This window comes from Halobacterium wangiae, assembly GCF_021249345.1.
Classification (GTDB): domain Archaea; phylum Halobacteriota; class Halobacteria; order Halobacteriales; family Halobacteriaceae; genus Halobacterium; species Halobacterium wangiae.
Genome location: NZ_CP089588.1, coordinates 862,086 through 880,139, shown reverse-complemented (window position 1 = coordinate 880,139; position 18,054 = coordinate 862,086). Strand labels below are relative to the sequence as shown.

Sequence of the window (18,054 nt, the reverse complement as noted above, 5' to 3'; positions counted from 1 at the left end):
GAACCGAACGAGACAGGTCGGTGGGGCTCCGACGGAGTCGTGATGACCCCGTGGCAACGCGGCGTGCGCGGTGGCCTCGTCGCCTTCGGACTGCTGTTCGTGGCGAACACCGTCGCCGCCTCCATGGCGTACCGGACACCGCTCTGGTTGGCGGTGTTCGAACTCGCGTCGCCGCTCGTCGGTGGCGCAGTCGCCGCGTCGGGTACCGACCGGTGGCAGACGGGGCTGAAACGGGGCGCCGCCATCGCCCCTGTCCTACTGCTTGGCGCTGTCTTCCTCTTGATTCTGGGTCCGTTCCTGGCCGCAATCCCCGGCGTAGGTCTCGTTCCCGGGCTGGATCAGTCGTTGGTCGGGTTCAGTCAGCTGACCCCGACGGCGCTCGGGGTGGCGCTCGTCTTCCTGCTGGTGGTGGCGGCGGTACTCGGTGGACTCGGTGGCGTGGTTCGTGCCGTGTTCCAGGACTCGGTCGGCCGCTGATGGCGCTCGGGGCGTGCCGAGGACGCCGAGAATCGCGTCGAACCGCCGGGGTTGCGCCCGTCCTCACGCGGCCGACAGCGAGATGTACGTCCGCGTGTCCGTGACGCCGTCGACGGTGCCGATGCGACTCGACACCGTCTCCAGCACGTCGTGGACCTCGCCGCCGCCGACCTCCGCGATGATGTCGTACTGTCCGGCGACGACGTGGGCGGCCTCGACGCCCTCCAGTTCCGCCACCGAGTCGCGGACGTCGCTGGCCGCGCCCGCGCCGGTTCGCACCATGATGAACGCGTGAACCATGGCGTCACGTTGGACGCCCCACACGAAAAACGTTGCCACGTGGTAACGCGGCGCAAACCTATTTGGCGTGTCACGTCCTACGAGGGGTATGCGCATCGTCATCATCGGCGCGGGGCGGGTCGGCCTCCGCACTGCCCGCATCACCGCCAACGAGGGACACGACGTGACGCTCGTCGAGCGCGACTACGACAAGGCCGAACGCGCACGGAAGCAGGACTTCGACGTCATCGAGGGCGACGGCTCCAACGAGGAGGTACTGATGCAGGCCGACCTCGACACGGCCGACGCACTCGGCGCGCTCGCCGGCGACCTCAACACGAACTTCGTGGGCTGCATGGTCGGCAAGTACCACGGCTGCCGGACCGTCATGCGCATCGACGAGGACTACCGCGAGGAGATCTACCAGAAGTACGCCGACGAGGTCGACGAGATCGTCTACCCGGAGCGCCTCGGCGCCATCGGCGCGAAGAACGCGCTCCTCGGCGGCAACGTCACCGCCATCGCCGACCTCGCCGAGAACCTCCAGATCGTCCAGTTCACCGTCACCCGGGACGCGCCGATGCACGGCTACACGCTCAGCGAACTCGAACTCCCCGCCGGCGCCCGCCTGCTCGCTTTCGGGAAGGAGGACGGCTCACTGGGGCTCCCGTTCCCCGACGAGACGCTCGAAGTCGGGTCCCGCATCGCCGTGCTCGCGGAGTTCGAGGCGCTCGAGGACGTCCGCCAGATACTCGTCGGTACCGAGGCCGTCGCGGGGGGTCAGTAGATGGTCACCGCCTACATCCTCGTGAAGGCCAACACGGGGGAGGCCGACCGCCTGCTCCACGCAGTGGCCGGCATTGACGGGGTCGTCGACGCCCACCTCGTCGCCGGCGACGTCGACCTCATCGCGAGAGTGGATGTCGACTCGCCGGCCGACGTGAAGGAGATCGCCGCCGACGCCATCCAGAACACGCCCGGCGTCGAGGACACCGAGACGTACATCTCGATGAGCTGACTCCTGAATCGGTCCCGCTCTCTCCCTTCTCCCGACTCAGATACTGCTTCCTTGCCCGTTCTGGGCGGCCCGCTCGCGCATCGACTGGACCTGCTCTACGTAGTCGTAGCCCGGGATGACGCCCTGGAACCACGTCCCCTCGACGTAGTTCACGAGTGCGAGCGCGTCGTCGGCAGCCTTCCCCTGCCGGGGCGTCAGCGTCAGTTCGACGACCACGTCGCCGTCCGCCCGCGAGACGCTCGTGACGGTCACGTCGTCGGCGAGCGTGACGCTGTCGGCGTCCACGACGCGACGCTCGAACGTGTCGTACCAGCCGTCCTCGACGACGTCCGCGACGGGTTCGTCGACGACGGCCGACAGCGTCGGCACCGTCACCGCGACCTCGACCGTCTCGTCCCCGACGACCGTGCGCGCGCTCCAGTCGTTCGACGTCGGTTCGAAGACGGCGCCCTCCGCGTCGTCCTGCGCGTCTACGCGTCGGTACAGCCCGTGGTCGACGAACTCGGCCTCGATGTCGCTCATTACCGTTCGAGAGGGAGTGCGGGCAGTTGGGCGTTGCGCTCGGGGCCGCGGGACCGCTGGCTATACGTACCGGCGCGGACCACCTCGGAGCAACTCGAGGCCCAGATGTCGAGACACTCACCCGGGACGCTAGGGACGCTGGCGCTTGTCGGTGCCGGCGGGTTCGCCGGCGCGACCCTCCGGTACGCCGTCGCGTTGCTCGCCCCCGGCCTCCCCGGCACGCTCGCCGTGAACGCCGCCGGGAGCCTCGCGCTCGGCTTCCTCGTCTACGAGGCCGTCGGCCGCAGCGTGCTCTCGGAGTCGTCCCGGACCCTGCTCGCCACGGGCGTGCTCTCCTCGCTGACGACGTACAGCACGTTCGCCGTCCAGACCGCTGGCGTCGCTCCCCCGCTGATGGTCGCGAACGTCGCCGCGAACTACGGACTGGGCTTCCTCGGCGTCCTCGTCGGGCGCTCGCTGGCGGTCCGCTACGGGGGTGGGGCGTGATGCCCCTCCCGCTGCCACCCGCATTCCTCGTCGGCGTCGGGGGTGCGGTTGGCGCCGTCCTCCGCCACGCCGTCGGCGAGGCCGTCCGGGTCGAGGGCTACCCGGCGAGCACGCTCGTCGTGAACGTCGTCGGTACGTTCGTCCTCGCCGCCGTCACGTTCGCGGGCGCCAGCGACGACGTCCTCCTGCTCGTCGGCACGGGCGCCTGCGGCGCGTTCACCACCTTCTCCTCGTTCAGCGTCGACGTCGTCGGTCTCGCGGAAAACGAGCGGTGGGGCGCGGCGGCGTTCCACGCGCTCGGGAACCTGGTCGGCGCCGGCGCTGCCGTCGGAGCGGCCTGGCTGCTGGTCGGGTGAGCGGCCCAGCGCCGCTCCGGTTATGCCGCTGTGGTGTCTACCCCCCGCCAGTGACCGACCGACCCACCGTCGAGTCCAGGACGGGGCGCCTGCTCGCGTTCCTCCGGCACAACCGCGACCAGCTGGTCGTCGACGCCGCGGTGTTGCTGACGTGGCTCGTCGTCTCGGCGGCGCTGTTCCGCTGGCTGACGCTCCCCCAGTGGCTCCACTACCTGGTCCTGTTCGCCGGCATCGCCGTCTACGGCAAAGTCACGCCCGGCTGGGAGCGGCCGTACCGCAGCCCACCCTGACTCCCGGGCTGGCTACACGGGCAACGGCGTGTGCCGTAGCAGTGGGAGCACCGTCGCGACCAGCCACAGCAACACCCCGGAGCGGACGTGGTCGGCGTGTTCGGGGTCGCGGCGCTCGCCCCGCGACCCACCGACGGCGACCAGGCCCAGTGCGACCGCCAGCGCCCCGCGGTGGACGAGCACGTCCAGGGGGATGTTCGCGACGCCGAGGTACGTGTAGTCCACGAGGACGGCGGCGATGAACCCGAGAGACGCGCCACCGAAGGCCCTGGCGCGGTCGAGTGGCCCTGCGAGCAGGTACGCGGTGACGGGGAGTCCGACGAACAGCACGGGGTAGAGGAGGAACGCGAACCCCTTCGGCGGGAGGTCGAGCGACCGCTCGAGCGCGATTCCAGCCAGGCGAACCGACACGAACAGCGCGCCGACTCCGGCGGCGAGCACGAACGCGCGAGCGTCCGCCTCCGGGTACTGGTCCGCCAGCGCGGCCCCGGCGTCGGCGACGCGAGTCCGGAACGCCCCGAGGAGCACGACGGCGAGGACGGCGGCGGACTGGACGCCCTCGTTCCGGAAGTCGACGACGGTCAGCCACCGGTCGAAGCCCGGGTGGTCCCCGCTGCTCGTCGGCACTCTGGTGATCGCTGGCCCGTCGCGGTTGTCGACGAACTCCCGTTCGAGGTACGACTGGGAATCGCCGACGCTCGTGACGATGTGCTGCCCCATGAACCAGTCCCAGTGCTCGTGGTGGGCCTGCATCGCCGTCCACGACGCGTCGTCACCGGGTGGCGTGTACGCCCGGACGTGGTGGCGGCTCCCCAGGTAGGACCCGTCGTGGATCTGGTAGTCCTCGGAGAGCCACGCCCCGCCCTCGACGTCGGAGAGGTAGACGTACCGGTCGGCACCGTCGGCGACCTGCCACTCGACGGAGGTCGAGTTGAGCGCCGAGGCGCTCTCGTCGACGGCGACCTCCTGTTCCCCGGCGCCGGTCTCGTTCCAGTTCCCGCGGTTGGACTCGACGAGCCGTCGCCGGACGTCCTCGGGGTCGCCGTAGACGAGCACGTTGACCGAGAGCGTCGGCTGGTCAAACGTGCGCCCTCGACTCGTGAACAGCCAGAGGTGGCGGTCCTCGCCCTCCAGGGTGATGGATCGGAGCGTCTCGTCGTCGCCGCTACTGTCGGCTTCCGCGACCACGATCGACCCCACCGAACCGGCCGCGAGCACGGCGACAAGCACGAGCACCGCCGTCGCCGGTCTCAGTTCGACGGCCATTCTCACTGTTCTTATGGAGGGAGCGAACAAATACGTGTCCGCCGTGATTGGGCCTCGCAGTCCGCCTCTCGATGGTCGGCGGCGCCGGACTCGCGATAGGTCTGGCCTGGGTGGTAGTAAGCTGACCTGGTTGGCTGGGCCGGCTCCCGTTTCTGCGCTCTGTACCTGTGGCCGGGGGTGACAGCGACGCCGCGAGCCTCGTCGGGTCGCCACGGAAGGTAACATCGCGTTTCCGTGCCTCGGTCGCGCTTACCTGTCGGGCGATTGTGCATAACAAAGACCGACAGGATGGTTGAACGACGACTGTAGACCATGCGCAACCACCACACCGACGCGGAAGCCGACAGACCGGAAGCGAACGACCAGAAGCCGGCGGACGAGAGCTGGGCAGACGGGGCGCTCCCGGTATCGCGGCGGAGCGTCCTGGCGGGCGTGGGCGGTGCAGGGGTCGCGTTCGGCCTGCTCGGATACGGCGCCGCCGCGGCAATCCAGCAGACCGAGTTCCGGCTCGGCGGCGAAATCGGGGGGTGGCAGGGGCAGACCCCGGCCTCCATCGAGGGCGTCAACAACCCGACGCTGGAACTGCAGGACGGTCAGGAGTACAGCATCGTCTGGGAGAACCTCGACGGACAACCACACAACGTCGTCGTCGTCGACGCGGACGGGAACCAGCTCGTACGCTCCGACATCGTCACCGAACAGGGGGCGACCCAGACGGTGACGTTCACGGCGACCACCGAGATGACGGAGTACCTCTGCGAGGTCCACCCGAACACCATGGTCGGCGGCGTCTCCGTCACGGACGAATCGCAGACGACGACTACGACGACCGAGGAGCCCGGCCAGGCCGGATTCTTCACGGAGGGAACCGAGGTCGGCCTGCGGACGGTCGCGGACGGGATGACCGCGCCGACTGATCTCGCGGTGCCGGACGACGGGAGCGGCCGACAGTTCGTCACCGACCAGACCGGCGAGGTGTGGGTCGTCACCGACGACGGCCGCCAAGAGACCCCGTTCGTGAACGTCTCCGACCAGATGGTCACGCTCGGCGAGTTCGATGGCTCGTACGCGAGCCAGACCCAGGAGTACGACGAGCGCGGCCTGCTGGGTATCGACGTCCACCCTGACTTCGCGGACAACGGTCGGTTCTACCTCCACTACAGTGCACCGCCGAACGAGGACACGCCGGAGGGCTGGGACCACGTCGAGGTCGTCTCCGAGTTCACGACCACCGGGGACGGCAGCAGTGCCGACCCGTCGTCCGAGCGGGTCCTCCTCCAGTTCCAGAAACCCCAGTACAACCACGACGCCGGCCCGATGGCCTTCGGTCCGGACGGCTACCTGTACGTCCCCATGGGCGACGGTGGCGGTGCCAACGACAACATGTACGGCCACGTCGACGACTGGTACGACGTCAACGAGGGCGGCAACGGCCAGGACGTCACGGAGAACCTCCTCGGTGACGTGCTCCGAATCGACGTGGACGCACAGGGAGACGACTCGCCGTACGGCGTCCCGGAGGACAACCCGTTCGTCGGGACGGACGCCCGCGACGAGATCTACGCGTACGGGTTCCGGAACCCGTACGGCATCTCCTTCGACAGCGAGGGGAACCTGTTCGTCGCCGACGCGGGCCAGAACCTCTTCGAGGAGGTGAACGTCGTCGAACGCGGCGGGAACTACGGCTGGAACGTCAAGGAGGGCACGCACTGCTTCAGCACTGAGAGCCCGAGCGACCCCGCCGCGATAACGGACTGTCCGGCGAACGAGCCGAATCAGGCACCGTACGATGGCAGCCCACTCGTCGACCCAGTGGTCGAGTTCCCCCACACGTACCAGGGCGAGAGTGTCGGTATCACGGTCGTCGGTGGCCACCGCTACGAGGCCGACGCGGTCCCGGACCTCCAGGGAAAGTACGTCTTCGGCGCCTGGACGACCGACCCGGCCCGCGAGGAGCCAGCCGGCCGCATCCTCGCGGCGACTCCTCGCGGCGACTTCGGGCAGGGCGACGGCGCAACCACCACGACGACGGACAACGGGACGACTACGACGACGGACAACGCGACGACCACTACCACGACGGCGGACAATACGACGACCACCACCACGACGGAGGGGACGACTACGACGACCGAGGCGGCGGACGGCACCGCCGGAGACGTCCCCCTGGACCAGCTCTGGGAGATGGAGGAACTCGTCGTCCAGGGCGGTTTCGACTACTTCGTCCGCATGTTCGGCCAGGGGCCGAACGGCGAGGTGTACGTCCTCGCCAACCAGCGCGGCGTCCCCGAAGGCGACACCGGCGCGGTCCTCGAAATCGTTCCCCCAGAGGAGGGCGACGGGTCGGCCTGAGCGGAGAGTGTTGGCCCTGCTGCCGCCGACCCCGTTCGCTGGCGACGGAAGCGGGTCGAAGAGCCCGAGACTGAGCAGACCGGAGGTCTGCTTGTCCCTCGTGAGCCGAAGGCGAACGAGGACGCCGCGATTCACTGCGCGAGCGTAGCGAGCGGCAGGAGCGAGGAGTGCTTTTAGCGTAGCTTTTACCGAGCGAGGCGGCGGAGCCGCCGAGCGCAGCGTAAAAGGTCCGATGCGAGGAGTGGGATTCGAACCGCCTGCAGACGGTCGCTCACTCCGTTCGCGCTGCGTCTGCCGTGCTTCGAATCCCCCACGCATCGCTCCTCACGTTCGTTCGTCGCAGATGCGAGGAGTGGGATTCGAACCCACGAACCCCTACGGGAGCGGGTCTTAAGCCCGCCGCCTTTGGCCGCTCGGCCACCCTCGCGTCCGTTCGTGGGGTCCGGGGGGAGAAGTCGGTTACGGTGCGTGCTCAGGCGAACTGTCGACGGACGGCGGCCTGCGTGAGGACGGCGGCGCCGACGCCGAAACTCGCGGCGAGCAGGGGGAGGCGGTTGGCGAGCGTCCAGTCGAGGCCGAACGCGACGGCGCCGGCGACGAGTGCGACGGGGTAGACGACGCTCGTCGCGAGGAGGAAGCGGTAGAGGGGGCGCACGCTACCAGTCGACGGAGAGGGTGCCGTCGCCGTCGGGGTCGGGCGCGATCTCCTCGTCGGTGCGGCGGTCGACGACGTGGATGACGCCGTCGCCCTTCTTCGCGGGGCAGGCCTCGGCGGCGGCGACGTTGTGGTCGAGTTCGTCCTCGTCGAAGAAGTAGGTCTTCGGCTTCGCGACGCCCGTCGAGATGTCCATCTCCCAGTTCGCGGAGACCTCGGCGCACTTGCCCGCGCCGAAGCACTTGTTGGCCTCGTAGACGAGCTTGTACGGCTTCTCCTCGACGGGCGGCGCGTCCGCCTCCCCGATGTCGCTGGGGTCGACGGCGGTGTCGGCGTCGCTCATTGGCGGGGGTTGGGGGTCGCCGGTCTTTCGGCTTTCGGTCCCCGCGACTGGCGGTCAGTCCGCCGCCTCGCCGTCGGCGTCGTCGCCGCCGTCCGCGACGACGGGGCGGCGGTCGCGCTCGAACCACACCCACTCTTTCGTCCGCTGGCCGTGGACGGCGAGGTCCCAAGGGTCGTCGCTCTCGACGCGCTTCCCCTCGCGCCAGGAGACGACGACGTTCCAGACGAAGACGAGCTGGCCGACCGCGAGGACGAACGCGCCGAGCGTCGCGAGCTGGTGGAGGTCGGTGAAGTACGACACCGGCCCGACCTCGAGGCTGTAGTTCGCGTAGCGACGCGGCATCCCGCCGTAGCCGAGCAGTATCATCGGGAAGAACGTGAGGTTGGTGCCGACCATCGAGAGCCAGAAGTGGGCGTGGGCGAGTCGTCGCTGGTACCAGCGACCGGTGTACAGCGGGAACCAGTAGTAGATGCCCGCGAAGACGGCGAAGACGATGCCGCCCATGATGACGTAGTGGAAGTGCGCGACGACGTGGTACGTGTCGTGGAGGATGAGGTCGACGGGGATGGCGGCCTCGAAGACGCCGGTGACGCCGCCGATGATGAAGTTCTGGATGAACCCGATGCAGAACAGCATCGGGACGGTGAGCCGGAGGTCCCCGTTCCACATGGTCGTGATCCAGTTGAACACCTTCACCGCGGAGGGGATCGCGATGGCGATGGAGACGGCCATGAACGAGGCACGGAGACGTGGGTCGATGCCGGTGGCGAACATGTGGTGGGCCCACACGCCGAACGAGAGGACGCCGAGCGCGAGCGTCGAGTAGACGACGAACTTGAAGCCGAACAGCTTCCGGCCCGTGAACTTCGGCAGGATGTAGGAGACGAGTCCCATCGGCGGGAGGACGAGGATGTACACCTCGGGGTGGCCGAAGAACCAGAAGAGGTGCTGGAAAAGGATGGGGTCGCCACCCCCGACAGCGAAGAACGTGGTGCCGAAGTTCCGGTCGAGCAGCAACATGATGAGCACGCTGCCGAGCAGCGGGAACGCGAACAGGATCTGGCCGGACTGCACGAGGACGGTCCACGAGAAGATGTCGAGGGTGGCCCAGTCGACGTCGTCGCCGCGCTCGGTGAAGATGGTGGCGACGAAGTTGATGGCGCCCATCGTCGCGGAGACGCCCGTGAGGTGGAGGCCGAGCAACAGCAGGTCGACGCCCGGGTTGGTCTGCTGGACCGACAGCGGCGGGTAGAGCGTCCAGGCGGTCTGGGCGCCCTCGGCCAGCCCCAGCGGTTCGAGGAAGAACCCGCCCCAGACGAGCAGCGCACCCGGCGGGAGCAGCCAGAACGCGATGGCGTTGATGCGCGGGAACGCCATGTCGTCGGCGCCGATGAGCAGCGGGATGAAGTAGTTCGCCACCGCCGCGAGGATGGGCGTCCCGAAGAGGAACAGCATCGTGACGCCGTGACTGGTCAGCAACGCGTTGTACGTCGCCGCGTCGAGGACGTCGATGGGGGGCGTGAGCAGTTCGGTGCGCAACAGCAGGACTGCGACGCCGCCCCAGACGAACGAGAGGAGCGCGAACGTGCCGTACAGCATGCCGACGTCCTTGTGGTCGACGGTGGTGAGCCAGCGCACGACGCCGCCCGGTTTCTCCCGGTGGTCGACGTCGTCGCCGGTACCGAACCCTCCGCCGGAGGGCGTGTACGAGCGCCAGTTCTCCACGCTGGTGAGCGTCCACGCGACGACGAACAACAGCAGTCCGGTCGTCACTGTGAGTGCGAGTTGTCCCGATCCGACAGCCATGTCGTCCGGTTTCGGGAGCGACCAGTTGGTGGTTGTCGCGGACATGTTCGGTAGTGAGTGAATCGCTCCCGTGGAGCGCCGACCGACTGGTCGCTACCCGACTGGGTGACGAAGAAGAACGCCGCGCCGCAGGGCTCTGAGCGTCGCGTTACTCGTGGACTTCGACGGACTCGAGGACGACGTCGCGCTGGGGCTGGTCGTTCGGGCCGGTCTCGACGGTGCCGATGGCCTCGACGACGTCCATGCCGTCGGTGACCTTCCCGAAGACCGCGTGGCGGCCGTCGAGGTGTGGCTGGGCGTCCAGCGTGACGAAGAACTGCGAGCCGTTCGTGTCCGGGCCGGAGTTCGCCATCGAGAGCACGCCGGGGCCGTCGTGGCGGAGGTCGTCGTGGAACTCGTCGTCGAACTGGTAGCCGGGGCCGCCGCGACCGGTCTCCGTCGGGTCGCCACCCTGGATCATGAACCCCTCGATGACGCGGTGGAACTTGACGTCGTTGTACAGCGCGTCGCCCCGGACCTCGCCGCTCTCGGGGTCCTCCCACGTGGGCGTGTCGGGGGCCGGGTCGTCGCTGGCCGCGGGGTCGTGTTTCGCCAGGTTGACGAAGTTCTCGACCGTCCGCGGGGCCCGGTCGTCGTACAGTTCGACCTCGATGTCGCCTTCGCTCGTGTGGAGCGTCGCCTGGATAGTCATACAGTCCGAACGGTCGACCGCCGGGCGGATAACGCTACCTACTCGCGTCGTTCGGTGCCGTCACGACGTCGGCGGTGGCGTCGAGGACGAACCGCTGGTCGCCGTGCGGGCCGGCGTCGATGGCGACCCGGACGGGGTCCTCGGAGACGAGTTCCGACGCCCCGGGGAGACAGCAGTCGACGGTCCAGAGGAGTTGCTCGCGGAGGTCCACGCCGGCGTCCCGGTAGGCGGCGACGAGCGCCGGGTGGTCGTGGACGACTAACCCCGGTGGGACGCCGAGTTGCTGGCCGCACTGCTGGCACTCGGCGGTGTAGATCTGCTCGACCGGGGCCTCGGGGTCGAGGTCCCGGTGGAACGACCACGCGACCGGGCCGAAGCACGTCGGACAGGCGCCCCGGCGTGCCAGCTCGACGTCGCCGCGCATCTTCGCGTCGAGGACGTCGATGGACTCTCTGAGGGTGTTCTCCTCGATGGTCGCGGGCGGCAGGGAGTCCCCGAACCTGTGGTCGTTCTCACAGCCCACCAGGAGCAGTCCGTCCTCGTACTGCGCCGTTACTGGCTCGCCACAGCGGCCGCAGTCCTCGTCGAGGTCCACGGGGTCGTGTTCCGGCGGGTCGTCGAAGGACCCCGAGAGGATGGCGCCCGCTGCTCGCTGCCCGACCGCCGACAGCGTGTAGCCGTCCTCTGTCTGCGTCACGAAGTGCCCCCTGACCTTCCCGAGGTGGTAGTTGAACCGGCCGGAGTCCGTCGCCCCCACGTCGTCCTGCAGTTCGGAGAACGAGCGGTGTGGGTTCCGCGGGTCGTCGCGGCGCGCCACCGCGAGCGCACGGACGATGCCGGCGCGGGTCTCGTCGGCCAGCACGTCGAACCCGTCGCCGTCGCTCATGCGCTCCGATTCGCCGGCTGTCACAAAGTGGTTCCGACCTCAGAACGCACAGAGGTCCGCGAGCAGCGACTCGGCGCGGCCGTCGGCGATAACTTCGCGGGCCGCCTCGACGCCCTCGTCGATGGAGTCGACGTCCTCGCCGGCGTACATGCGGAGGGCGGCGTTGAGCGCCACGGCGTCCACGAACGGGCCGCGCTCCTCACCGGCCAGCACGTCCGCCGTGATCGCCGCGGAGTCGACGGCGACGTCGTCGACGTGCAGGTCCTCGCTCTCGAAGTCCATCCCGTAGTCCGGCGTCTCGACGGTGAAGTCCTCGACGTCGCCGCCCGCGGACCACTCCGCGACGGTCGTCGACCCGGGGCGCACGTCGTCGTACCCCTCCATCCCCTGGAACATCAGGACGCGGTCGAAGCCGACGGCCTCGCTCTCGCGGACCGTCTCGACGATCTTCTTCGCGAACGCGAGGTGGTAGAACGAGCCGAGGTGGACGTCGGCGTTCGCGGGGTTGCCGAGCGTCTCGACGGTGTTGACGAACGTCCGGACGCCCATCTTCTCGCGGCGGTCCCACAGCGCGTCGACGACCGGGTTGAACTCCGGCTGGTAGTAGAAGCCGAAGCCCACCTCGTCGACCATGCGCGCGCTCTCGTCCGGTGAGAGCTCGGTGCGGACGCCGAGTTCGTCGAGGACGTGCTTGTACGCGTCGCCCTGCTGCGTCGGCACGCGGTCGCCGGAGTGGACGACGATTGGCGTGCCGCCGGCGGCCGCGACGACGCCGGCCGCGACGCCGAGCAGCGCACTCGACTGCTTCCCGTCGTAGTTCGCGCCGCAGTCCACGGGGTCGGCGTCCGGTTCGGCGGTGACGACGCTGTCACGGCGCATCACGTCGACGTACGCGCCGAGTTCCTCGCCGTCGTTGCGCTTCCAGCGGTTGGCCAGCCAGAACGCGCCCAGCGTCGTGGGGTCCGGGTCGTGGTCGAGGATGCGCTCGAAGGCCTCCGTCGCTTGCTCGCGGGTCATGTCCGCGGCGGACTTCGGCCCAGAACCGACGACCTCCGTCATCAGGCGCTGTAGCGGCCACTCGCCGTACGAATCACTCATGTCTCGGGGTTGGAATCGCACCACGGTAAATCCACCCGGTTCGCGTGCGCCGGAACCGGTAGACAGTAACCGCAGTGCTCCCTACGCCCGACCAATGGTTGCGGAGGACTGGCGTGAACGCCTCGACGACACGGACGCACGCCTCGTCGACGAGTACCAGAGCGGCTTCCCCGTCCGCGAGCGTCCCTTCCAGGCCGTCGCGGCGGCGCTCGGGACGACGGAGGCAGACGTCGTCGAGCGCGTGGAACGGCTCAGCGACGAGGGCGTCTTCCGGCGGTTCGGCGCCGTGCTCAACCCGCCGGTCATCGGCTCCTCGACGCTCGCCGCCGTGCGGGCGCCCGAGGACCGCTTCGACGAGGTGGCCGACGTCATCAACGGCTACCGGCAGGTGAACCACAACTACCGGCGCGCCCACGAGTACAACCAGTGGTTCGTGGTCACCGCCGGCAGCCGGGAGCGACGCGACGAGATACTCCGGGAAATCGAAGAGCGCACTGGCTGCGAGGTGCTGAACCTCCCGATGCTCACGGACTACTACATCGACCTCGAGTTCCCGGTGGTGAACTCCGACCGGTTCGCACGGGAGAGCCTGGACAGCACGGACGTCTCCGCGACGCGCATCAGCGAGAACGCGACGGGCGACCTCTCCGAACTGGACGCCGAGTTGCTGCTGGCCATCCAGGACGGTTTCCCGCTGTCCGCGACCCCCTACCGGGACGTCGCCGACGAAATCGGCGCGGACGTCGAGAGCGTCCTGGACGCCGTCGAGCGCCTGCTCACCGACGGCTGCATCAAGCGCGTCGGCTGCATCGTCAACCACGTCGTCACGGGCTTCGACGCCAACTGCATGGTCGTCTGGGACGTCCCCGACGACGAACTCAACGAGCGCGGCGTCGACGTCGGCCAACTCCCGTACGTGACGCTGTGCTACCACCGCCCGCGGCGACCCGACCAGGAGTGGCCGTACAACCTCTTCACGATGATCCACGGCCGGGAGAGCGACGCCGTCGACGCGAAGATCGACGAACTCGCCGCGGAGTACCTGCCGTTCGACCACGAGCGACTGTACAGCGAACAGACGCTGAAGCAGACGGGCGCGCGCTACGAGGAACTCGTCGGAGAGTAGCGCGAGCGTGGTCGGCGCGCGGTGTGACGCGGCCGCTCGGCTACGGATTGGTCGTCGGTAGAAGGCGGCGTTCGCGGCCCCGGATTACCTGCGGGCGGTGACGTACAGCAGCGGTGCGACGATGACGAGCGCGAGGCCGAGGAAGCGGTACGTGAACGGGTCGTCGCCGAGCATTGACCCCGGAATCACGAGGAAGAGCAGGCCGAACATCACGGCGTTGATGGAGACGATCTTCCGCGATCCGAGCGGAATGACCCCGACGATGGACAGCGCGAACAACACCAGGAGTGCGTGCCCGACGTGGTAGTTGACGAGGAAGTCGTCTATGAGGGGCAACGGTGTGAACGCCATTGTTGGTCGGAAATCGCCGCGAAATCCCCTTTAAGGTTCCGTTCCGCCGCTCGGTCCAGTGATGTCCAGCGGGCGGATCCAGTAGTACCATACGACGAGCACCATCGTCGCGTACCCGACCGCCCAGACGGCGGCGCCAGCGGTCGGCGCGCCCGCCTCCTTGAGCGCGTAGTCCGCCACGCCCGGCACCGCGATACCCGCGGCGAGCACCAGCGCCAGTTTCACGTGCGACTTCATGGACTCGCGTTGGCACTCGGCGTGCGTGAATCCTCCGCTTCGAGACGCGGGGGCCGAATCCGGGACCAGCGCCGTCCGGCACTCCTCGACTGCGCGACTGGACTCCGGAACGCCAACCGAGGCCCGGGTGGCAGGGAACGGCCAGGCAACGGCCGTGGGCCTCGGCGTGGCGGGGAACAGGGACAGGTTCCGAACCTTCGGAACCCAGCAGGGAGTTCGGTGTGTTGGGTACTGAAAGCGTCGCGGAGTTGCAGCGCGTGCGAACGCGGTTATGGCGAGGCAGTGCGCAAGTGACGCTGATTTTAAGTGTGCCTTCCGGGTAGAGCGACGCATGTCGGACTGGTCCCCTGCGTCTATTCCCTCCCACTGGCTCGGCCTGATAGTCCTCCTCTACGTCCTCCTCCTGGGCTACTCGGTGCTCGTCATACACCAGCCACTGCTCGTGATCTGGTTCGGGATGCTGTTCGTGTCGCTGTACCTCCTGTGGCGGTTTCTCGTCGCCGTAGAAGGCATCGCGGACGCGCTCCAGCGAATCGCCGAGAGTGAAGAGCAGAAGTAGTGGTTTCGTTTACGAAGATGAGCTGTTACCCCGAGCACGGACCACATTATTCGCTCGAGATTGAGTGACAAAGGAGGATATCCGTGGCAGGGGATATAGCCAGGCGGACCTATTCTGACAACGGGTAGGAAAGTTAATCTGGAAATAGTGGTGAGTGGGAGATATGGTTGCAGACCTTAGTACGTCTATCCCGCTGTTTCAGGCAACTCTAGTGGCGCTTACGCTTTGGTTGGGGGTGGTGAAGTGGGTACTCAACAGCGACGAAGATGTTGACATCATGGGGGTCGGGATAATCACAGGAGGAACCGCTCTGCTCTGGTGGGCGCTTTTGTTCTTCTCAGGAGCTATAATGGTGGCAACAGATAGCGTCGCGATTCAGAGGGGCGTCACGGGCGCAAGTTCCCTGATGCTGATGATTACTGGGCTCTCGGTCGCCTGGTTGGCCAGCGAACTGGATGAGCCAAAGTGGAAAGTTTTGTGTTTCCAACTCCTAATTGGCCTTTCGGCTGCCATATTCACTATAATTTTCCAGCGAGTTCTGACGGCGGTGTTCTTTAGCGCATAGGTCAGGGTAATATCCTCACGAAAGAGAACTCGCTACTCGGTCAGTGAACGAGAGGAAACTGAGTGGGTCAGTGCGGATTTGAACCGCAAACTTCCACCTTATCAGAGTGGCGCTCTACCTAGTTGAGCTACTGACCCGAACGCAACCGAACGTTTGCTGGTGCCACAATTAAGGGTTTCCTTTCGACACCGGCGCCCGCTGGCGTTACCGGCGGTCCTCGTCGTCGTCGAACTCCACGTCGTAGGACTCCTCGCCGAGGTCGACGGTGTCCTCGCTGTCGGCGTTCGCGTCGAAGTCCCGGGGGTCGAAGCCGCCGCCCGAGCCGCCGGCGTCGCCACCGAAGGGGTCGGCGTCGTCGCCGGGGAAGCCGAACGTGTAGACGTTGCCGGTGGCGAAGCCGCCGGTGCGCTGGTCGAGTCTGGGGAGGATGACCCAGCGCTTGACGGCGTACCGGAACGGGATGCGCGTCACCGGGAAGACGAGCAGGAAGCCGAGGGCGTCCGTGAGCAGGCCGGGCGTGAGCAGGAACGCGCCCGCGGCGATGAGGAACGCGCCGTCGATGAGGTCGTCCGCCGGGGACTCGCCGCTCGCCAGCGAGCGCTGGATGCGCCGGAGGGTGTGGCGGCCCTCGGCGCGCACGAACAGCGTCCCCAGGAGCGCAGTGAGGACGACGATGGCGACGGTGACCTTCCAGCCGAGTTCCCCCGCGACGAACACCAGGAACAGTGCGTCCGCGAGGGGGACGATCAGCAGGGCCAGGAACAGCCACCGGAGTCGAGGCATACCACGAGGTTGCTTCGCGCGCCTGATAGCTTTTCTGCTACCGTACGGTTCCTGTATTCAGCTGATAGCTTGGTGGCGGTGACGACTCCTGCGACTGTCTGAAAGCCCTCGGCGCTGTCGACTCCCGCGACTCTCACGGGTCGCTTCGCTCCTCGTTCGAGCAGTCCGAGGACTCCCGTCGGTCGGCCTCGCGCTGCCCGTGTCGAAACGGTTTCCCGGGCGTGCCGCCGAGTGGCGGGTATGGAAGACGCTGCGGACCGGACGCGTGTGGAGTGGCGCGAGTGGGGCGAGGCGGCGTTCGCGGAGGCCGCCGACCGGGACGTCCCGCTGCTGGTGGCGCTGGTCGCGTCCTGGAGCGACTGGTGCCGGCAGATGGACGAGCGGACGTACGCGGAACCCCGCATCGCGGCGAACGTCAACGACGACTTCGTGCCGGTGCGCGTGGACGCCGACCGCCACCCGCGGGTCCGCGAGCGGTACAACATGGGCGGGTTCCCGTCGACGGTGTTCGTGACGCCCGAGGGGAACCACATCGCGGGCGCGACGTTCCTCGAACCCGAGGGGTTCCGCCAGGTGCTCCAGCGCGTCCGCGAGACGTGGGACGAGCAGGGCGAGGACGCGGGCCAGGTGCCCCGGTCGCTGCAGGGCGGCGAACCACCCCGGGGACCGGTCGACGGCGAGATCGAGCGCCTGCTCGCGGGCCAGCTCGGCGACCAGTACGACGACGAACACGCGGGCTGGGGGACCAGCGAGAAGTTCCCGCTCCCGGGGACCATCGAGTTCGCCCTCAAGCGCGAGCGCGACCAGGCCCTCCGGACCCTCGACGCAGTCGCACGCAACCTCACGGACGACGTCGACGGCGGGTTCTTCCGGTTCGCCCACGGCCGGGACTGGTCGGACCCCCAGCGCGAGAAGGTGCTCTCGGAGAACGCCAGCCTGCTCCGGGCGTTCGCCCACGCCTACCTCCACACGGGCAGCGAGGCGTACCGCGACCCCGCGGCGGACGCCATCGACTACCTCACGGGGACGCTGTGGACGGGCGCGGCGTTCGGCGGTAGCGAGGCCGCCAGCGCGTACTTCGACGCCCCCGACGAGGAGCGTGCGGGCCACGAGGAACCGGCCGTTGACGAGACGGCGTACGCCGACGTGAACGCCCTCGCCGCGGACGCACTCCTGGCGTTCGCGTCGTACACCGACGACGAGACGGCGACCCGCTACGCCGAGCGGACGCTCGACTACCTCGCGGACAGCCTCGTCGACGACGGGACAGTCCGCCACTTCGACGCACCCGCCGCACCCACCGGCCTGCTCGCGGACCGCGCACAGGTCACGCAGGCGTTCGCCACGGCGGCCCAGGTGCTCGGTGACGGCTACCTCGACACTGCCGTCGCCGTCGCGGACGCGACCATCGACGACCTGCAGGACGCGACCGGCGCGTTTCAGGACGGCCCCGGCGAGGACGTCGGTCTGCTCGACATGCCGCTCCGGCCCATCGACGACGCCGCGACGTTCGCCAACGCCCTGGTCGACCTCCACTACCTCACCGGCGACGACCGCTACCTGGACGCCGCACGCGACGCTGTCGGCGCGTTCGCCGGGGCGGCCGACCGGATGGGCGTCCAGGTCGCGAGCTACGGGACGGCGGCCTCCCGCGTCGTCGACCGCCCGCTCGTGGTCGCGGTCGCGGACGAGGTGGGCAGCGACCTCCACCGCGCGGCGCTCCGGATGGCAGACCACGAGAAGGTCGTCCTGCCGGACGCCGACAGCGAACGAGAGACGGCGTGGCTGGAGACCACCGACGGCACGACGGCGGCCGTCGACTCCCCCGAGGCGCTCGCGGACCTCGTGGCGAGCACGCAGTAGCGCTACCGGCCGGCCGAGATAAACCGTCGGAGTGTTTTTGACCCC

23 protein-coding genes and 2 tRNA genes are annotated in these 18,054 nt (G+C 68.3%); 11 read left to right on the top strand and 14 right to left on the bottom strand.

The window, feature by feature from the left end; genetic code table 11:
• Positions 1-42 precede the first annotated feature (42 nt).
• Complete coding sequence (locus tag LT965_RS04800) at positions 43-477, top strand: hypothetical protein (protein WP_232702881.1); 435 nt, start codon at positions 43-45, stop codon at positions 475-477.
• Positions 478-540: 63 nt separating this feature from the next.
• Here LT965_RS04800 and LT965_RS04795 read toward each other — a convergent pair whose 3' ends face one another.
• Entirely contained in the window at positions 541-777 is a 237-nt protein-coding gene (locus LT965_RS04795) for an Lrp/AsnC family transcriptional regulator (protein ID WP_232702880.1), read from the bottom strand.
• A gap of 88 nt (positions 778-865) precedes the next feature.
• On the opposite strand from LT965_RS04795, the gene LT965_RS04790 reads away from it, so the two are divergent.
• Together LT965_RS04790 and LT965_RS04785 are read left to right on the top strand one after the other, a co-directional pair.
• The gene (locus tag LT965_RS04790) at positions 866-1,543 is read left to right on the top strand and encodes a potassium channel family protein (RefSeq protein WP_232702879.1); all 678 of its coding nucleotides are present in this window, start codon (positions 866-868) and stop codon (positions 1,541-1,543) included.
• The gene (locus LT965_RS04785) at positions 1,544-1,774 is read left to right on the top strand and encodes an Lrp/AsnC family transcriptional regulator (RefSeq protein ID WP_232702878.1); all 231 of its coding nucleotides are present in this window, start codon (positions 1,544-1,546) and stop codon (positions 1,772-1,774) included.
• Positions 1,775-1,810: 36 nt separating this feature from the next.
• Here the strand turns inward: LT965_RS04785 and LT965_RS04780 are convergent, their stop codons facing one another.
• Positions 1,811-2,296, bottom strand: a complete 486-nt coding sequence (locus LT965_RS04780; RefSeq protein ID WP_232702877.1) for a DUF5813 family protein — start codon at positions 2,294-2,296, stop codon at positions 1,811-1,813.
• 105 nt (positions 2,297-2,401) lie between these two features.
• Between LT965_RS04780 and LT965_RS04775 the strand changes: the two genes are divergently transcribed.
• From LT965_RS04775 to LT965_RS04765, 3 genes are read left to right on the top strand one after another with little or no spacing between them, the layout of a single operon-like run.
• The gene (locus LT965_RS04775) at positions 2,402-2,782 is read left to right on the top strand and encodes a CrcB family protein (protein ID WP_232702876.1); all 381 of its coding nucleotides are present in this window, start codon (positions 2,402-2,404) and stop codon (positions 2,780-2,782) included.
• Entirely contained in the window at positions 2,782-3,138 is a 357-nt protein-coding gene (locus LT965_RS04770; protein ID WP_232702875.1) for a fluoride efflux transporter FluC, read from the top strand. The genes LT965_RS04775 and LT965_RS04770 overlap by 1 nt, the downstream gene beginning before the upstream one ends.
• Before the next feature lie 50 nt (positions 3,139-3,188).
• Complete coding sequence (locus LT965_RS04765) at positions 3,189-3,428, top strand: DUF8119 family protein (protein ID WP_232702874.1); 240 nt, start codon at positions 3,189-3,191, stop codon at positions 3,426-3,428.
• A 12-nt stretch (positions 3,429-3,440) separates the two neighbouring features.
• On the opposite strand, the gene LT965_RS04760 is transcribed toward LT965_RS04765, so the two are convergent.
• The gene (locus LT965_RS04760; protein ID WP_232702873.1) at positions 3,441-4,694 is read right to left on the bottom strand and encodes a hypothetical protein; all 1,254 of its coding nucleotides are present in this window, start codon (positions 4,692-4,694) and stop codon (positions 3,441-3,443) included.
• Between the two features lie 312 nt (positions 4,695-5,006).
• Here LT965_RS04760 and LT965_RS04755 point away from each other — a divergent pair, with 312 nt between their 5' ends.
• Entirely contained in the window at positions 5,007-7,046 is a 2,040-nt protein-coding gene (locus tag LT965_RS04755) for a PQQ-dependent sugar dehydrogenase (protein WP_232702872.1), read from the top strand.
• 344 nt (positions 7,047-7,390) lie between these two features.
• Here LT965_RS04755 and LT965_RS04750 read toward each other — a convergent pair.
• The 7 genes from LT965_RS04750 to LT965_RS04720 form a co-directional block, all read right to left on the bottom strand.
• Positions 7,391-7,473 (bottom strand) — tRNA-Leu (locus tag LT965_RS04750).
• A gap of 45 nt (positions 7,474-7,518) precedes the next feature.
• Positions 7,519-7,701, bottom strand: a complete 183-nt coding sequence (locus tag LT965_RS04745; RefSeq protein ID WP_232702871.1) for a hypothetical protein — start codon at positions 7,699-7,701, stop codon at positions 7,519-7,521.
• 1 nt (position 7,702) lies between these two features.
• Entirely contained in the window at positions 7,703-8,044 is a 342-nt protein-coding gene (locus LT965_RS04740; RefSeq protein WP_232702870.1) for a ferredoxin, read from the bottom strand.
• Positions 8,045-8,098: 54 nt separating this feature from the next.
• Positions 8,099-9,850 carry a cytochrome c oxidase subunit I gene (ctaD, locus tag LT965_RS04735; RefSeq protein ID WP_232702869.1) on the bottom strand — a complete coding sequence of 584 codons (1,752 nt, stop codon included), beginning with the start codon at positions 9,848-9,850 and terminating at the stop codon, positions 8,099-8,101.
• 148 nt (positions 9,851-9,998) lie between these two features.
• Complete coding sequence (locus tag LT965_RS04730) at positions 9,999-10,541, bottom strand: peptidylprolyl isomerase (RefSeq protein ID WP_232702868.1); 543 nt, start codon at positions 10,539-10,541, stop codon at positions 9,999-10,001.
• Positions 10,542-10,575: 34 nt separating this feature from the next.
• Positions 10,576-11,427 carry a helix-turn-helix domain-containing protein gene (locus tag LT965_RS04725; protein ID WP_232702867.1) on the bottom strand — a complete coding sequence of 284 codons (852 nt, stop codon included), beginning with the start codon at positions 11,425-11,427 and terminating at the stop codon, positions 10,576-10,578.
• A gap of 39 nt (positions 11,428-11,466) precedes the next feature.
• Entirely contained in the window at positions 11,467-12,525 is a 1,059-nt protein-coding gene (locus LT965_RS04720) for an anthranilate phosphoribosyltransferase (protein ID WP_232702866.1), read from the bottom strand.
• Positions 12,526-12,619: 94 nt separating this feature from the next.
• Here LT965_RS04720 and ahbB point away from each other — a divergent pair, with 94 nt between their 5' ends.
• Positions 12,620-13,651, top strand: coding sequence for a siroheme decarboxylase subunit beta (ahbB, locus tag LT965_RS04715; protein WP_232702865.1), 1,032 nt, complete (start codon positions 12,620-12,622; stop codon positions 13,649-13,651).
• Positions 13,652-13,735: 84 nt separating this feature from the next.
• Here the strand turns inward: ahbB and LT965_RS04710 are convergent, their stop codons facing one another.
• Together LT965_RS04710 and LT965_RS04705 are read right to left on the bottom strand one after the other, a co-directional pair.
• Complete coding sequence (locus LT965_RS04710; RefSeq protein WP_232702864.1) at positions 13,736-14,002, bottom strand: DUF8006 family protein; 267 nt, start codon at positions 14,000-14,002, stop codon at positions 13,736-13,738.
• A 30-nt stretch (positions 14,003-14,032) separates the two neighbouring features.
• Positions 14,033-14,239 (bottom strand): DUF7996 family protein, encoded by a 207-nt coding sequence (locus LT965_RS04705; protein ID WP_232702863.1) that lies wholly within the window; start codon positions 14,237-14,239, stop codon positions 14,033-14,035.
• A gap of 331 nt (positions 14,240-14,570) precedes the next feature.
• Between LT965_RS04705 and LT965_RS04700 the strand changes: the two genes are divergently transcribed.
• Complete coding sequence (locus tag LT965_RS04700; protein WP_232702862.1) at positions 14,571-14,798, top strand: DUF8066 domain-containing protein; 228 nt, start codon at positions 14,571-14,573, stop codon at positions 14,796-14,798.
• A 163-nt stretch (positions 14,799-14,961) separates the two neighbouring features.
• Entirely contained in the window at positions 14,962-15,363 is a 402-nt protein-coding gene (locus LT965_RS04695) for a hypothetical protein (RefSeq protein WP_232702861.1), read from the top strand.
• A gap of 63 nt (positions 15,364-15,426) precedes the next feature.
• Here LT965_RS04695 and LT965_RS04690 read toward each other — a convergent pair.
• A tRNA-Ile gene (locus LT965_RS04690) sits at positions 15,427-15,500 on the bottom strand.
• A gap of 67 nt (positions 15,501-15,567) precedes the next feature.
• Complete coding sequence (locus LT965_RS04685; RefSeq protein WP_232702860.1) at positions 15,568-16,146, bottom strand: FxsA family protein; 579 nt, start codon at positions 16,144-16,146, stop codon at positions 15,568-15,570.
• Positions 16,147-16,386: 240 nt separating this feature from the next.
• Here LT965_RS04685 and LT965_RS04680 point away from each other — a divergent pair, with 240 nt between their 5' ends.
• On the top strand, positions 16,387-18,009 hold the full coding sequence (locus tag LT965_RS04680; RefSeq protein ID WP_232702859.1) for a DUF255 domain-containing protein: 1,623 nt from the start codon (positions 16,387-16,389) through the stop codon (positions 18,007-18,009).
• The last annotated feature ends 45 nt before the right edge of the window (positions 18,010-18,054 follow it).

Excerpts from the sequence above, each read along its gene's own strand:
- LT965_RS04710 (WP_232702864.1), bottom strand. The coding sequence starts at position 14,002 with ATGGCGTTCACACCGTTGCCCCTCATAGACGACTTCCTCGTCAACTAC.
- LT965_RS04720 (WP_232702866.1), bottom strand. The coding sequence starts at position 12,525 with ATGAGTGATTCGTACGGCGAGTGGCCGCTACAGCGCCTGATGACGGAG.
- LT965_RS04755 (WP_232702872.1), top strand. The coding sequence starts at position 5,007 with ATGCGCAACCACCACACCGACGCGGAAGCCGACAGACCGGAAGCGAAC.
- LT965_RS04685 (WP_232702860.1), bottom strand. The coding sequence starts at position 16,146 with ATGCCTCGACTCCGGTGGCTGTTCCTGGCCCTGCTGATCGTCCCCCTC.
- LT965_RS04725 (WP_232702867.1), bottom strand. The coding sequence starts at position 11,427 with ATGAGCGACGGCGACGGGTTCGACGTGCTGGCCGACGAGACCCGCGCC.
- ctaD (WP_232702869.1), bottom strand. The coding sequence starts at position 9,850 with ATGGCTGTCGGATCGGGACAACTCGCACTCACAGTGACGACCGGACTG.
- ahbB (WP_232702865.1), top strand. The coding sequence starts at position 12,620 with ATGGTTGCGGAGGACTGGCGTGAACGCCTCGACGACACGGACGCACGC.
- LT965_RS04740 (WP_232702870.1), bottom strand. The coding sequence starts at position 8,044 with ATGAGCGACGCCGACACCGCCGTCGACCCCAGCGACATCGGGGAGGCG.
- LT965_RS04695 (WP_232702861.1), top strand. The coding sequence starts at position 14,962 with ATGGTTGCAGACCTTAGTACGTCTATCCCGCTGTTTCAGGCAACTCTA.
- LT965_RS04790 (WP_232702879.1), top strand. The coding sequence starts at position 866 with ATGCGCATCGTCATCATCGGCGCGGGGCGGGTCGGCCTCCGCACTGCC.
- LT965_RS04705 (WP_232702863.1), bottom strand. The coding sequence starts at position 14,239 with ATGAAGTCGCACGTGAAACTGGCGCTGGTGCTCGCCGCGGGTATCGCG.
- LT965_RS04730 (WP_232702868.1), bottom strand. The coding sequence starts at position 10,541 with ATGACTATCCAGGCGACGCTCCACACGAGCGAAGGCGACATCGAGGTC.
- LT965_RS04700 (WP_232702862.1), top strand. The coding sequence starts at position 14,571 with ATGTCGGACTGGTCCCCTGCGTCTATTCCCTCCCACTGGCTCGGCCTG.
- LT965_RS04780 (WP_232702877.1), bottom strand. The coding sequence starts at position 2,296 with ATGAGCGACATCGAGGCCGAGTTCGTCGACCACGGGCTGTACCGACGC.
- LT965_RS04785 (WP_232702878.1), top strand. The coding sequence starts at position 1,544 with ATGGTCACCGCCTACATCCTCGTGAAGGCCAACACGGGGGAGGCCGAC.
- LT965_RS04760 (WP_232702873.1), bottom strand. The coding sequence starts at position 4,694 with ATGGCCGTCGAACTGAGACCGGCGACGGCGGTGCTCGTGCTTGTCGCC.
- LT965_RS04680 (WP_232702859.1), top strand. The coding sequence starts at position 16,387 with ATGGAAGACGCTGCGGACCGGACGCGTGTGGAGTGGCGCGAGTGGGGC.
- LT965_RS04795 (WP_232702880.1), bottom strand. The coding sequence starts at position 777 with ATGGTTCACGCGTTCATCATGGTGCGAACCGGCGCGGGCGCGGCCAGC.
- LT965_RS04775 (WP_232702876.1), top strand. The coding sequence starts at position 2,402 with ATGTCGAGACACTCACCCGGGACGCTAGGGACGCTGGCGCTTGTCGGT.
- LT965_RS04770 (WP_232702875.1), top strand. The coding sequence starts at position 2,782 with ATGCCCCTCCCGCTGCCACCCGCATTCCTCGTCGGCGTCGGGGGTGCG.
- LT965_RS04800 (WP_232702881.1), top strand. The coding sequence starts at position 43 with ATGACCCCGTGGCAACGCGGCGTGCGCGGTGGCCTCGTCGCCTTCGGA.